At 61.1% G+C, this 12,972-nt stretch carries 16 protein-coding genes; 7 read left to right on the top strand and 9 right to left on the bottom strand.

Features of this window, described 5'->3' with window-relative positions:
• Positions 1–48: 48 nt before the first annotated feature.
• The 9 genes from murA to U8U01_RS00470 form a co-directional block, all read right to left on the bottom strand.
• Positions 49–1,344 (bottom strand): UDP-N-acetylglucosamine 1-carboxyvinyltransferase, encoded by a 1,296-nt coding sequence (murA, locus tag U8U01_RS00510; RefSeq protein WP_322168788.1) that lies wholly within the window; start codon positions 1,342–1,344, stop codon positions 49–51.
• Between the two features lie 525 nt (positions 1,345–1,869).
• Entirely contained in the window at positions 1,870–3,303 is a 1,434-nt protein-coding gene (locus U8U01_RS00505; RefSeq protein ID WP_322168785.1) for an NUDIX domain-containing protein, read from the bottom strand.
• Between the two features lie 81 nt (positions 3,304–3,384).
• Entirely contained in the window at positions 3,385–3,630 is a 246-nt protein-coding gene (locus U8U01_RS00500) for a hypothetical protein (protein WP_322168781.1), read from the bottom strand.
• A gap of 116 nt (positions 3,631–3,746) precedes the next feature.
• A complete protein-coding gene (locus U8U01_RS00495) occupies positions 3,747–3,914 on the bottom strand; it encodes a hypothetical protein (protein ID WP_322168778.1) in 168 nt (55 codons plus the stop codon).
• 138 nt (positions 3,915–4,052) lie between these two features.
• A complete protein-coding gene (locus U8U01_RS00490) occupies positions 4,053–4,751 on the bottom strand; it encodes a glycerol-3-phosphate acyltransferase (protein ID WP_322168775.1) in 699 nt (232 codons plus the stop codon).
• The gene (gene der, locus U8U01_RS00485) at positions 4,748–6,085 is read right to left on the bottom strand and encodes a ribosome biogenesis GTPase Der (RefSeq protein WP_322168772.1); all 1,338 of its coding nucleotides are present in this window, start codon (positions 6,083–6,085) and stop codon (positions 4,748–4,750) included. Before der ends, U8U01_RS00490 begins: the two co-directional genes overlap by 4 nt.
• Before the next feature lie 83 nt (positions 6,086–6,168).
• Complete coding sequence (locus tag U8U01_RS00480; protein WP_322168770.1) at positions 6,169–7,524, bottom strand: DUF512 domain-containing protein; 1,356 nt, start codon at positions 7,522–7,524, stop codon at positions 6,169–6,171.
• Positions 7,525–8,101: 577 nt separating this feature from the next.
• Positions 8,102–8,284, bottom strand: coding sequence for a 50S ribosomal protein L32 (gene rpmF, locus U8U01_RS00475; protein WP_322168768.1), 183 nt, complete (start codon positions 8,282–8,284; stop codon positions 8,102–8,104).
• Positions 8,285–8,334: 50 nt separating this feature from the next.
• Entirely contained in the window at positions 8,335–8,826 is a 492-nt protein-coding gene (locus U8U01_RS00470; RefSeq protein WP_322168765.1) for a YceD family protein, read from the bottom strand.
• Between the two features lie 183 nt (positions 8,827–9,009).
• Here U8U01_RS00470 and U8U01_RS00465 point away from each other — a divergent pair, with 183 nt between their 5' ends.
• The 7 genes from U8U01_RS00465 (at position 9,010) to U8U01_RS00435 (ending at position 12,966) form a co-directional block, all read left to right on the top strand.
• Positions 9,010–9,261 (top strand): hypothetical protein, encoded by a 252-nt coding sequence (locus U8U01_RS00465; protein WP_322168762.1) that lies wholly within the window; start codon positions 9,010–9,012, stop codon positions 9,259–9,261.
• A gap of 43 nt (positions 9,262–9,304) precedes the next feature.
• Positions 9,305–9,532, top strand: coding sequence for a hypothetical protein (locus U8U01_RS00460; RefSeq protein WP_322168759.1), 228 nt, complete (start codon positions 9,305–9,307; stop codon positions 9,530–9,532).
• Positions 9,533–9,547: 15 nt separating this feature from the next.
• Positions 9,548–10,132 carry a hypothetical protein gene (locus U8U01_RS00455; protein ID WP_322168756.1) on the top strand — a complete coding sequence of 195 codons (585 nt, stop codon included), beginning with the start codon at positions 9,548–9,550 and terminating at the stop codon, positions 10,130–10,132.
• Positions 10,129–10,800 carry a transglycosylase SLT domain-containing protein gene (locus U8U01_RS00450; protein ID WP_160233256.1) on the top strand — a complete coding sequence of 224 codons (672 nt, stop codon included), beginning with the start codon at positions 10,129–10,131 and terminating at the stop codon, positions 10,798–10,800. The genes U8U01_RS00455 and U8U01_RS00450 overlap by 4 nt, the downstream gene beginning before the upstream one ends.
• A gap of 97 nt (positions 10,801–10,897) precedes the next feature.
• On the top strand, positions 10,898–11,320 hold the full coding sequence (locus U8U01_RS00445) for a hypothetical protein (protein ID WP_322168752.1): 423 nt from the start codon (positions 10,898–10,900) through the stop codon (positions 11,318–11,320).
• Positions 11,321–11,330: 10 nt separating this feature from the next.
• Positions 11,331–12,563 carry a DUF2800 domain-containing protein gene (locus U8U01_RS00440; protein WP_322168749.1) on the top strand — a complete coding sequence of 411 codons (1,233 nt, stop codon included), beginning with the start codon at positions 11,331–11,333 and terminating at the stop codon, positions 12,561–12,563.
• Complete coding sequence (locus U8U01_RS00435) at positions 12,556–12,966, top strand: hypothetical protein (RefSeq protein WP_160233004.1); 411 nt, start codon at positions 12,556–12,558, stop codon at positions 12,964–12,966. The genes U8U01_RS00440 and U8U01_RS00435 overlap by 8 nt, the downstream gene beginning before the upstream one ends.
• Positions 12,967–12,972 lie beyond the last annotated feature (6 nt).

Below are 12,972 nucleotides of genomic sequence, written 5' to 3'. Positions count from 1 at the left end.
TGAACCGCCGCGGGGCCGATGCCTCTTTTAACCGCATTCTACCTGGGCTTAGCCCACATGGTAATGGGCGTAGCCTTCCGGCGTGGATTGCAGGTGGATATCCGCCCCTAAGGCGGCCAGCTTGTCCACAATGTTCTCGTAGCCCCGCTCAATAAACCGGATGTTCTCTATCTGGGTCACGCCGCTGGCCATCAGCCCGGCCAGCACCATGGCCACGCCGGCCCGCAGGTCCAGGGCCCGCACCGGCGCGCCCTTCAGGGCCGGTACGCCCTCTACCACCGCCAAACTGCCCTCTACGGTGATTTTGGCGCCCATATTCCGCAACTCGTCCACATACTTAAAACGGCCGCCGCTGAAAATGCTTTCCGTCACCATGCTGATGCCCCCGGCCGTGGTCAGCAGGGTGGTGATCTGGGGCTGCATATCCGTGGGGAAACCCGGATGGGGCAGGGTTTTTACATTGCACTTGCGCAACTGCCGGTCGCAGAACACCCGGACGCTGTCATCCCCCTCCTCCACGGTCACGCCCATTTCCACCAGCTTGGCGGAGATGGACTCCAGATGCTTGGGGGTCACGTTCTTCACGGTGATGTCCCCGTGGGTGGCGGCGGCGGCCATCATATAGGTGCCCGCCTCGATCTGGTCGGGGATAATGGCGTAGGTGACGCCCCGCAACTGCTGCACCCCGTGTATCTTGATGGTGTCCGTGCCCGCGCCCCGGATGTCGGCGCCCATGGTGTTGAGGAAGTTGGCCAGATCCACCACATGGGGCTCACGGGCGGCGTTTTCAATTACCGTAACGCCCAGCGCCTTTACGGCGGTGAGCATGATGTTCATGGTGGCGCCCACGGAAACCACGTCCAGGTAAATATGGGCCCCGTGCAGGTCGTTGGGGGCGGACACCGAGATCATGCCGCCGTTGTCCAGGCTGTGCACACACCCCAGGGCCTCAAAGCCCTTCAGGTGCTGGTCAATGGGGCGCACGCCAAAATCGCAGCCGCCGGGCATGGGCACCGAGGCCCGCCGGGTACGCCCCAGCAGCGCCCCGATAAAGTAATAGGAACCGCGCATTTTCCGGGCCACATCGGCACAAACCATATGGGTTTCAATGGGCCGGGGGTCGATGTCCATGGTGTGCCGGTCCGGGTAGGTGATGCCGGCGCCCATCTCCGCCAAAATGCGGGCGGCGTCTTTCACGTCAGAAATATCCGGCAGGTTTTCAATGCGGCAGGGGGAATCAGACAGGATAACGGCGGGCAGAATAGCCACCGCGGCGTTTTTCGCCCCGTTTATATTGACCTCGCCACACAGGCGGCGGCCTCCGTGAATCACATATTTATCCAAAATTACACATCCTAACGGCGCAATTTGCGGCCGGGAATTTAACTTTTGACCACACCAGTAGTATTGGGACTTTATGCTATAATAATACATCCTGCCAAAAAAGTCAAGTGGGCGTTGCGGGAGGGCGGGTTCCCCGCCCTCCCGCAAGCCCCGGCCTTTTACCACCCGGCCCTGCAAGGCCCGGTTTCCCGGCGGGAAATACGGGGCAAAACGCCTACCGGTTTCGCCGGTATTGGGCCCCTGCAAACCTTGCCCACAAGCCCCGACATCGCCCCTTACCAACGTAACACGCGGCCTTTCCCATCACCCCATGTAAGCCCTTCAAAAAAAGAAAGAAGAAATAAAGCCAATAAAAGCCATAAAGGCGCAGCCGCCCCCTATGCCCCTACGCCTTGCGGGAGGCCACATAGCGGGTCCAGCGCCGCAGCGCTGGCGGGGTCCAGGGGCAGCGCCCCTGGTGGGGTTTGGGGCAAAGCCCCAACAAAAAAAGCAGGAACCCCCCGGCGGGGCGCAAAGAGGGCCAAGCTACATCCCCAAGAGGCGTTTCACGGCCCAGCGCTGGGTTTCCAGGTAGAGGCCTTGGGCGGCGTCTTTGGCCGGGACCAAGCGCGGGGTATGGCCGGGCTCGGTGGGCGGTGCAAGGGCCTGGCCCAGGGCGCCGGTATAAAAGTGGCAGATGGGATGAAAAAAGGGGATGCTGGGGTGCTGCAAGTAGGCATCGACACAGCCAAGGTAGGCGCCCGGCGTGGCCTCCCGGCCCAGTTCCTCCAGGCATTCGCGGCGGATGCACTGGGCGTGGCCCTCCCCCGGCTCTATGCCCCCGCCGGGGAGAAACCAGCCTTTGGGCGTTTCCACCACAGCCAGCAGGCCGCCTTCCAGGGCCAGCAGGTAGGCCCCCTCGCGGTCCACGTACCCGGCGCCGGGCAGGGGGCTGCCAAAGGTGGCGCTGGCCGGGCAGCGGTTTTGGGGGCGGGCCGCCCGGTCCCGCTCATCCGTCACCAGCACCAGACTTTCCGGCAGGTTAGGGAAACTCTCCTTGAGCGCCAGCGGGTAGATCGCCGCCCCGGCCACTTCATCCCCAGCCAACCAGTGGAACAAATGCTCGTCCCCGTCGGTGTCTGTCAGCGTGAAATCCTCCGTCAGGCTGGGCAGGGCGTCCCAATCCGGCTCCACCAGAAAATACAGGGCGATCTCGTGGACCGGCACATCCAGGCTGAAAAAACTCTCGCACAGCCACAGGGGCCGCACCACCCGGGCGCTGATGTCCAACTCCTCCCGCAGTTCCCGAAGGACCGCCTGCTCCGTTGTTTCCCGCAGGCGCACCCGGCCACCGGGCAGGTAATAGTGGGCGATATCCGCCTCCTTCATCGCCAGCAGCCGCCCGTTGTACACCATCACCGCTGCCGCCCGGAAATTGAACAGGCCCTCATCCCGGCGGCATTTGCAGTCCATCAGGCTGCCCGGCCAGGCACCGTTGGCCGCCAGCGTAAACTGCCCCGGCAGGCGCAGATGGGCCTGGCCCAGCACAGCAGGGCACAGGTTTTCGCGGTTGACCTCCTCCCCGCCCAGCCAGCGGAAATAGTGGGTGTTCCCGTCTGTGTCCCTACGGGTAAAGGGTTCTGTCAGGCTGGGCAGCCGCTCCAACTCCCGCGGGCCGGCCTCTACTTCAAAAACCACCGCCAGCTCATGCCAGGGCGTGCCCCCCGGCCCGGCAAAGCTGCTCTCCCATAGCCACAGGGGCCGCACCGGCTGCACCCCTATGCCCAGTTCCTCCCAAAACTCCCGGCGCAGGGCATCCGCCATGGTTTCATGCAGTTTCACCCGGCCGCCGGGCATATAGTGGAAGGAGTCGCCGGGGACGTCCTGGCCCTTCATGCCCAGCACCCGGCCGTTATGTACCAATACGCCGGTAACTTTGTAGCTAAACGCCGCATTCTCTGTAGAAATTGTACAATCCATAATAAGGAACCCTCCTTGCAGGCCGATTCGAGTCAGACTCTTATCATACCACAACAGGAGGGGCCAAATGTAAATTTTCTGTTAATTTTCAGCCGGGCAGCCCTGCCGCACCAGCCGGCCGCCGGCCAGGGCCAGGGTGCCTACATCCCCCACAAAGCTTTGCAGGTAGCTGGCCAAAACCCCCAGCGCGTCGGCCATTTCTTGGGATTCCGCCCCCCGCTCCAGCACGGCCAGGGTGGACATACCGGCCCGTATCAGCCGGTGAAGTTCGCCCAGTTCCTCAAACAGCCGTTCCAGGGATTCCCGGTCGATCTCTCCGTTCCCCATATAACTTCCTCCTTGCAATTTATCCGCAAGGCTGGTATAATAGGTTTGCCAAACCATGCGCTTGCGGGTTTGTTTTTTTGAGGATGTTGGCACGTCTTTCCAGGAGGGCCAACATCCTACTTTTTTTTAATGGCCTGATTGACACACGCAATGCCCCGGCGCAGTGAGGCTGCGCGGGACTCCTGATGATACGCCGCGTTTTCGTCCAGCTTTTCCAGCGTTGCATCATCCAGCCGCACCGTGATCTGTGTGGCTTTCGGGTTGTCAATTTTGGGCCTTCCCATCTTTCCAGACAATCGCCCACCTCGCTTTCTGGCTTTGATTATAGATTACGACAGTCAAATTGTCAAGGGGATTTGCAAAAATAATTTCCTTTCAGGCCCGCGCCGTGGAAGGGGCAGTTTTCTGCAAACCCTCTTGTTTTATTTTTTTGCCTTGATAATGGGTTTTTCCTCCCCCCGCAGCAGGCGGCCGATATTGGCCCTATGCTTAAAGAGCACCAGCCCGCCGATAAACGCCGCGATGCCTGTTGCAAAAACCAGATAGCCCAGGGAGCAGCCCTTGGGGAAATAGTCCAGGAAAAGCACCAGCAGGAAGGTATACACCGGGTACAGCGCCGCACTGGCCACAGAGGCCAGGGAGATGATCTTCTTCCAGAGGAACAGGACGCCGAAGGTGGCAATGGCCAGCAAAAAAACCCGCCAGTCTGTCAGGGCGATCATGGCCGCGGCGGCAACGATGCCCTTGCCCCCACGGAAACCGTAGTAAACAGGGAAGATATGCCCCACCACACAGGCTGCCCCGGCCAGGGCCCTGGCCACCTGCACCACCTCCGGGTTGGCAGGCCCGCCGGCCATGCCGTAGTACAGCGTTACCAGGAAACCGGCCAATGCTACCGCCGCCACGTTTTTCAGGAAATCCCCCACAAAGGTGAGCAGGGCGGGCAGCTTGCCCACGCTGCGCAGCACGTTGGTCATACCCGCGTTGCCGCTGCCCTGGTCCCGGATGTCCCGGCGCTGGTAGAGGCGGGTCAGGATAATGGCCCAGTTGATGCCCCCCAGCAGGTAGCCGGCAACCATCCCCCCTATGATAATAAGCACAATGGCCCCATGCCCGCTCATTTGTCCGCCCCCTTCTCATCCTTCTTGTCCCGGATCAGCAGCCGCACCGGGGTGCATTCCAACCCAAAGGTTTCCCGTATGCGGTTGACGATAAACCGCTGGTAGGAGTAGTGGAACAGTTCGTGGTCATTGACAAAGCACACAAAGGTAGGGGGCTTTGTGGATGCCTGGGTCATGTAGTAGATCTTCAGCCGCCGGCCCTTGTCGGTGGGGGGCTGCACCCGGGCCACGGCCTGGGCCAGCACGTCGTTCAGGGCGCCGGTGGTCACCCGCATGGCGTTGCTCATGGCGGCCAGCTTGATCAGCTCAAACATCCTGTCCAGCCGCTGGCCGGTCTTGGCGGAGATAAAGAGGATGGGCGCGTAACTCATAAAGGCGAAGTCCTCGGCCAGTTTCAGGCGCATCTGGTCCATGGTCTTATCGTCCTTCTCCACGGCGTCCCATTTGTTTACACACACAATGCAGCCTTTGCCAGCCTCTACGGCAATGCCCGCCACCTTCGAGTCCTGCTCGGTAAAGCCCTGGGTGCCGTCGATCATCACAATGCACACATCGGCCCGCTCCACGGCCATTTCCGCCCGGAGGTTGCTGTAATACTCCACCGAATCCTCCACCTTGGACTTTCTCCGCAGGCCGGCGGTGTCAATAAAGGTAAAGCTGCCGTAGCTGTTCTCCACGGTCATGTCGATGGCGTCCCGGGTGGTGCCGGCTATGTCGGAAACAATGCAGCGGTTCTCCCCGGCCACCCGGTTAACCAGAGAGGACTTACCCACGTTGGGCTTGCCGATCACCGCCACCTTGATATCCTCCCCCTCCGGCCCCTCTTCGGGGGTAGCGGGCAGCACCTCCACCACCCGGTCCAGCAGGTCGCCGGTGCCGTGGCCGTGGACAGAGGACACCATCACCGGGTCGCCCAGGCCCAGGTTGTAGAACTCGTAGAACTCGGCGGGCGGTTCGCCAATGCTGTCGCATTTGTTCACACAGAGGACCACCGGCCGGCCGCTTTTCAGCAGCAGTTCCGCCACCTCCTGGTCCGTGGCGGTAACCCCGGCGCGGATGTCCGTAACCAGCACAATGGCGCAGGCAGAGGTAATGGCGATCTCCGCCTGCTCCCGCATCTGGCTCAGCAAAATGTCCTTGGAGGCAGGCTCCAGCCCACCGGTATCCACCAGGGAAAACTGGTGGCCGCACCACTCGGCATCGCCGAAAATGCGGTCCCTGGTCACGCCGGGGGTGTCCTCCACAATGGAGAGCCGCCGGCCCAGGATTTTATTGAACAGGGTAGACTTGCCCACATTAGGCCGGCCCACAATGGCTACGATCGGTTTTGGCATAAAACCGCCCCCTCAAAGTAAAATAAAGGTCAAATTAGCAAATCACGCCGCCGGCAAACCGGCGGGAAAAGACCCCGGAACCCTCAGTCATGCTCCCAACTGCCGGATTCATAGGGGTTATGGCCTTTGCCGCCCGGCTGCTCCCGGCCCAAAATAGCCGCCAACAGGTCCTCGCCGCCGGCCCCCACCCGCCTGGCAGGCGTCCCCAGTTTTTCCGAGAGCCCCGCCAGCGTCATATCGTCCAGGAAGATATCCTCCCCCGCCTTCAGCATATTACCCGCCACCAGCAGTTCGTCCCCCAGGTCCCGGCCCGCCAGTTGGGCGCAAATGTCCCGCCCTGTAAGCAGCCCGGTCACATTCACCGTGCCCCCGAAAAAGTCATTCCGCACAGGCACCATATCTATCTTTAAATTATGGCACTTTTTCCGCAGTACGTCAAGCATTTCGTTGAGAAAAGCGTATGCCCCCTCCCCGGTAGGGATGGTCACCCGCCGCCGGCCGGCCCAGGGCTCCATATCCTCCACCGCCCACAGGAAACCGTCCTCCAAATCCCGCAGCATTCCCACGCCGTTCTCAATTTGGGGGAAATCCTCGTAAAACTCCACCGGGGGCAGCGCCCGCCCGGCCAGTAAATACAGTTCGTCCGAGGCATACACCGTGCGGGCGCCCCGCTGCTCCCGGCACAGCGCGCCGTACTTTTCTATAATAGAAAGGGCCGCCTGTGCCGACGCCTGGTCAAAGGGTTTTAGGGGGTACAGCCCCTGCCGGTAGCGGGTAAGGCCCACAGGCACGCAAGCCACGCTTTGCAGGTTCTCCCCCAGCCCGCACAGCTCCCCCAGCGAAAATTCCAGCGCCGCCCCGTCGTTCAGCCCCGGGCACAGCACAATCTGGCAGTTCAGCCGGATACCCCCCGCGGCCAGCCGGTACAGGTGCCCCAGGGCCTCCCCGGCAAAGCGGTTGCCCATCATCTGGCAGCGCAGGGCCGGGTCCATGGTGTGCACCGAGATGTTGATGGGGCTGATGTGCATTTCCAGTATCCGGTCGATCTCCCGGCTGTCGATGTTCGTCAGCGTAATATAGTTGCCGAACAGGAAACTCAGCCGGTCGTCGTCGTCTTTGAAGTACAGGGTGTCCCGCATCCCCTTGGGCAACTGGTCGATAAAGCAGAACACGCACTTGTTCCGGCAGGCGTGCTGCTTGTCCATCAGGTAGCTTTCAAACTCTAGCCCCAGCCCCGCATACTGTGGCTTAACCACGTCCGTTTCATACGCCTGCCCGGCCCGGCGCAGCACCAGCCGCAACTCCCGCTCGGTTTCGTAAAAGCGGTAGTCCAGCACGTCGGCAATGGGGTGCCCGTTTATGCTGACCAACTGATCCCCCGCCAGAATCCCCGCCCGTTGTGCCCGGCTGCCTTCCTCTACGCTGTATATTGTAACCATTGCTGGCACTCCTTTCTGGGCTGGCCGCCTGCTTGGCGCTCCCCCGCTTCTTTGCCTCCGGCGGCTTAAGGGACTTTCTGTAGAAAGTCCCTTAAGAAACCCCAAAGACTTTTGTATCGTTATCTGCCGCCCTTGTGGGGGCAAGTCCCTCCGCTCGACCGGCGGTTGGGCGCTCTCTGTGTGTTTGTTTGCCTCCGGCGGCTTAAGGGACTTTCTGTAGAAAGCCCCTTAAGAAACCCCAAAGACTTTTTTGCCGTTATCCGCCGCCCTTGTGGGGCAAGGCCCTCCGCTCGACCGGCGGTTGGGCGCTCTCTGTGTGTTTGTTTGCCTCCGGCGGCTTAAGGGACTTTCTGTAGAAAGTCCCTTAAGAAACCCCAAAGACTTTTGTACCGTTATCTACCGCCCTTATGGGGGCAGGCCCTCCGCTCGACCGGCGGCCCGGCGGTTCGCTGCGTCTTTTTTTGCCTCCGGCGGCTGTGGTTGGGCGGTTACAACCGGCTCTGCAATGCTCTACCTTTGTAATCAAAAAAGGGAGCGCCTGGGGGCGTTCCCTTTTTATCGTTTTTTGCACGCGCCCTTACTGATCTACGTCGATCACTTTCCGGCTGTTATAATAGCCGCAGGTGGGGCACACCCGGTGGGGGGACTTGAAACTGCCGCACTGTGAACACCTGGTCAGCGCGGGCACCTTCAGTTTCCACACATTGGAACGCCGCTTGTTCTGCCGCGCACTGGATACTTTTCTCTTAGGAACCGCCATCTTCAGCACCTCCTCGCCGTCAATCTATATGGATGCAATCCTTTATAAAGCTATAAAAGCTGCCGCAGGACCTCCAGCCTGGGGTCGCCCTGGGGGACGCCGCAGCCGCAAAGGCCTTCGTTCAGGTTTTTGCCGCAAAGATGGCACAACCCCTTACAGTCCTCCTTGCAGAGGAACTGCCCCGGCATATCCAAAAGGATATCCTCCAACAAAAGCCCGTCCAGGTCCAGCTTTTCTTCCGGCACAAGCACCAGTTCGCCGTCCTCCTCGCCCTGGGTTTCCCGGACAAGGGTATGGGCAAATTCCCTGGTATACGCGCGGGTGAATACCTCGGCGCAGCGGTCGCAGGGCATGGTAAGGGTAAACCCCGCCTTTGCCACAAGGGCCACCGAGCCCGCAAAGCCTTTCAGCCGGACCTGAACCTCAACGGGCGCACAAAACGGCTTGGCACCGCCCAATTCCACCCCGGAAAAGTCCAGCTTATAGCAGGCCGTATCCTCCAGCCCGTCCGCCTGAAAAAACCTTTTTAAGTCAATCACCATATTCACACCTCATGCCGTACCAAAATATTATAGCCGCCAGCCCAGCATTTGTCAAGGCTTTTCCGCAAGGAACCCGAAATTGGCACGCCCTATGATTAGTTTGCAGGGTACAAGCACCATTAGCTTGCTACCCAGCAAGCTAATTTTTTTATACCTTTATGCCAGAAAAGAGGTGAAAACAGCATGGCAGGCTACGCTTTTCAATCCCTCCAGGCCAGGCAAAAGCTCCAGACACTTTGGGAGGAGCAAGGCCAGACGGCAAAGGCCCTGGCCAATTCCCTGAGCGTGCCCCTCTCCACTGTCTACACGGAGCTGCGCCGTGGCAGATCAGGGGACAGGCTTCCGGACCAGCGCCTCAAATATGACGCTGACCTTGCCCAGCTAAGGATGCAACAGGAGCTTGAGCAGAGAGGCCGCAAGACTGCCAGGGCATAACACCCGCACCGTCAAAACTTCTAACCAAGGAGGAAATCAGACCATGCCCCCTGTCAAGCCCATCATTCTGAACGCACGCACGCCCCAGGGGGAGTGCATCGGAGCCGTCCGGCTCACCCCGGAGGCGGAGCGGGTGGTCCGCCGGTTGAGCTTTAAGACCGGCCTCCCCATCCGCCAGATCGTCTCTGAAATCATCATCCAGGCTGAAAACCTCATCGAGATCAACACCCCCGGCGCTGAGGAGGATGACACCCTGGACCAGAACAACTAAGGAGGAGAACACAACATGAAAGTCCCCGTCTCAAGCATCGCCCCCGGCAAGACTGTCCTCTATCGTGGGGAGCCCTGCATCGTCCTGGAGCACCGCAAGGAGGGCACCCTGCTGGCCGTGGCCGAGCAGATTGAGCAGTCCTTTGGCAAGACCAACAACTTCAAGGATGAGGACAACGCCCTCCGGGTGCACCTCAACGGCGCTTTCCTGGACAGCATCACCCAGGGGCACCCGGAGGAGGTCATCACCCGCACGGTGGACCTCACCGCCCTCAACGGCTCCAAGGAGTACGGGACCGTGGAGTGCAAGGTGGCCCCGCTCACCTTGGATGAGCTGCGCAAGTACCACGGCATCTTGCCCAACCCGGAGAGCTGGGAGTGGTCCGTGACCCCCTGGTCCACGCCCTGCGTGGATGATGACCACGCCTGGGTCTTGAACTCCAACGGCAGCCTCAACGGCGTCAGCTGCTCCGGCACCCACGGCTCCCGCCCCGCTTTCCTCATTCCCTCCGATTTTGCGGTGGAGGATGACAGCAACCCGCTGGAGGGGTACAGCAACCGGGAGCTCATAGAGGAGCTTTTCCGCCGGGTGGACAAATGAGGACCGCCCAGGACCCGTGGGACAAGCCCCGGCGCAACCCCTGGCCCATCGTCATGGCCTGCGCCGCCATCGCTCTGGCCATCATCCTGGCCCTCACCGTTTCCGCCCTCACCTTAAACTTTATCTTTGACGCCCTGCTGGCGGACAAGCCCCCGGTGACCGTGGCCACGTCTGCCCCGGAGCCCACCAGCACCCCACCGCCCACCGCTCCGGCTGAAACGCCGGAGCTGGTGAGGCACCGGGATGACATTGTGAGTGACGGGCGGCTCCTGGCCTATGACCTCCAGGAAATCATGCAGGACCAATGTGAGCGCTACGGCGTGCCCTATGCCCTGGCGCTGGCCATCGCTGAGGTGGAAACCCACTTTGACCCGGACGCCACAAGCCCCACCAGTGACTATGGCCTCATGCAGATAAACCAATGTAATCATGAATGGCTCCAAGGCCTGGGCATGGACCCGCTGACCCATGCCGGAAATATTGAGGCTGGCGTCTACATCATCGGCGGCTACCTTGACCGCTACGGGGACACGGAGCGAGCCTTGATGGCCTACAACTGCGGCCCCAGCGGTGCCCAAAAGCTCTGGGACGCCGGTGTCTACCAAACGGACTACACCCGCAAGGTCATGACCGCCCTGGAACACTGGACAAGCATTTTGGAGGACTGACCTATGCCCTATTATACCACCTGCCCCTATTGCGGGGCCCACCTTGACCCCTGTGAGCCCTGTGACTGTCAATCTGAAAACAAGGAGGATTTACAAGATGAGTAACCTGTCCATGACCATCAATGTGGAGGCCCCGGCCCTGGTGGCTGCCGTTGAAAAGCTGGCCGCTGCCATGACGGTGGACCCCAACATCCTGACCCCTGACGCTCCCCGGCCCCAGATGCCCGCTCCGGCGGCTGTTCCGCCCCAGATGCCCGCTCCGGCGGCCCCTGTTACGCCCCCCGCTCCTGCGCCCGCTCCGGCTCCTCAGACTGCCGCTCCTGTCATGCCGGTGGCCGGTGCCCCCACCTACACCCTGGACCAAATCTCCAAGGCCGGGGCCGCCCTGGTAGACGCCGGGAAGATGGAGCCCCTGCTGGCCCTGCTGACCAAGTACGGCGTCCAGGCCATCACCCAGCTCCAGCCCGCCCAGTATGGCGTCTTTGCCACGGAGCTGCGAGCTCTGGGCGCTCAGATTTAGGAGGTGCCCCATGCCCCCTGAGAAACACGCTTTGCTTTCCGCATCATCCGCCTCCCGCTGGCTGGCGTGCACGGCGGCCCCCCGCTTTGAGGAGGGGCTGCCGGAGAGCACCAGCGACTATGCGGAGGAGGGCCGCCTGGCCCACGCCATTGCGGAGCTCAAGGTCCTCAAGAAGTTTACCATCATGACCAACCGCACCTATAACACCCGGCTCAACAAGCTCAAGAAAGAGGCCCGCTATGACCCGGAGATGGACAAGACCACGGACCTCTACCTGGAGCACCTGCTGGAGCAGGCCATGACCTACAACAGCTCCCCCACCGTGGCCGCTGAGGTCAAGGTGGACTTTGCGGACTATGTGCCGGAGGGCTTTGGCACCTGTGACTGTGTGATGATTGGGGGAGATACCCTTTGCATCACCGACTACAAGCACGGCAAGGGCGTCCCCGTGTCCGCTGAGGGCAACCCCCAGATGCGGCTTTATGCCCTGGGTGCCCTCAAGCGCTATGCCCCCATTTTCGGGGATGCCATCAAAAAGGTCCGTATGAGTATTGACCAGCCCCGCCTTGACAGCTACACCACGGACACCATCACGGTGGAGGAACTGCGGGCCTGGGGAGAAAGCATCAAGCCCACCGCACAAAAGGCCTTTTCCGGCCTGGGGGAGTTTGTCCCCGGTGACCATTGCCGGTTTTGCCGGGGCAAGGCCCAGTGTCGGGCCCGTGCCGGTGTCAACACCGCCCTGGAGGACTTTGCCGGGTGTGTCCCGGCGGGCTCCCTCTCCCCGGAGGAGCTGCAATCTATGGAGGCCGCCAAGGCCAGCGGGATGGAGGCCCCCGGCCTCCTCACGGATGAGGAAATCGGTGACCTGCTGGTCCGGGGCAGGCTCCTGGTCCAGTGGTACAAGGACCTGGAGGAATACGCCACCACGGCCCTGCTGAACGGCAAGCCCATCCCCGGCTGGAAACTGGTGGCCGGGCGGAGTGACCGGGCCTTTACGGACCAGGACGCCGCCCTCAAGGCCATCATGGAGGCGGGCTATGATGAGGCTGTCATCTATGAGCGCAAGCCCTTGACCCTGGCCCAGCTTGAGAAATTGATGGGCAAAAAGCCCTTTGAGGAGGCGGTGGGCGGCTACGTCATCAAACCCCCCGGCAAGCCCAAACTGGCGGAGGCCTCTGACAAGCGGGAGGCGTACAACCCCGCCGCCGCTGACTTTTCCGGGGTGTCCTCCGATGCGTGACACCGTGAGCTTTTCCCAAGACAGCTTTCACGCCACCATCTACCTGCCCAGCCTCCTGGACCTGCCCGTCAAGAACGTCCACAAGATTTTCACCATTATGCTCTGGGATGACCGGGAGAATGAGCAGGCCATCCGGGACACAGAGCTTTTCCTTGAGGACATCGTGCCGGAGAGCAAGCAGGCCTGGACCGCCGCCTCTGTGCGCTATCAGCAGGAGTGGCGGCTGATCGAAAAGCGTGCCACCGTGCGGCGGACCCGGAAAGACATCGAGCGGGACGCCGCCATCCGGGCCCACAATGATGAGCTCACCAGGGCCGTTAAAAAGGCCAAACGCCAATATGAGCGCTGGGTGAAAATCCAGGCTCTTTGGAATGATACGAAACTCAAAATGAAAATCATGTAAAGGAGT

It is taken from the genome of Acutalibacter caecimuris (assembly GCF_034335085.1).
Lineage (GTDB): Bacteria > Bacillota > Clostridia > Oscillospirales > Acutalibacteraceae > Acutalibacter > Acutalibacter caecimuris.
This window is presented reverse-complemented; position numbering and strand designations above follow the sequence as displayed.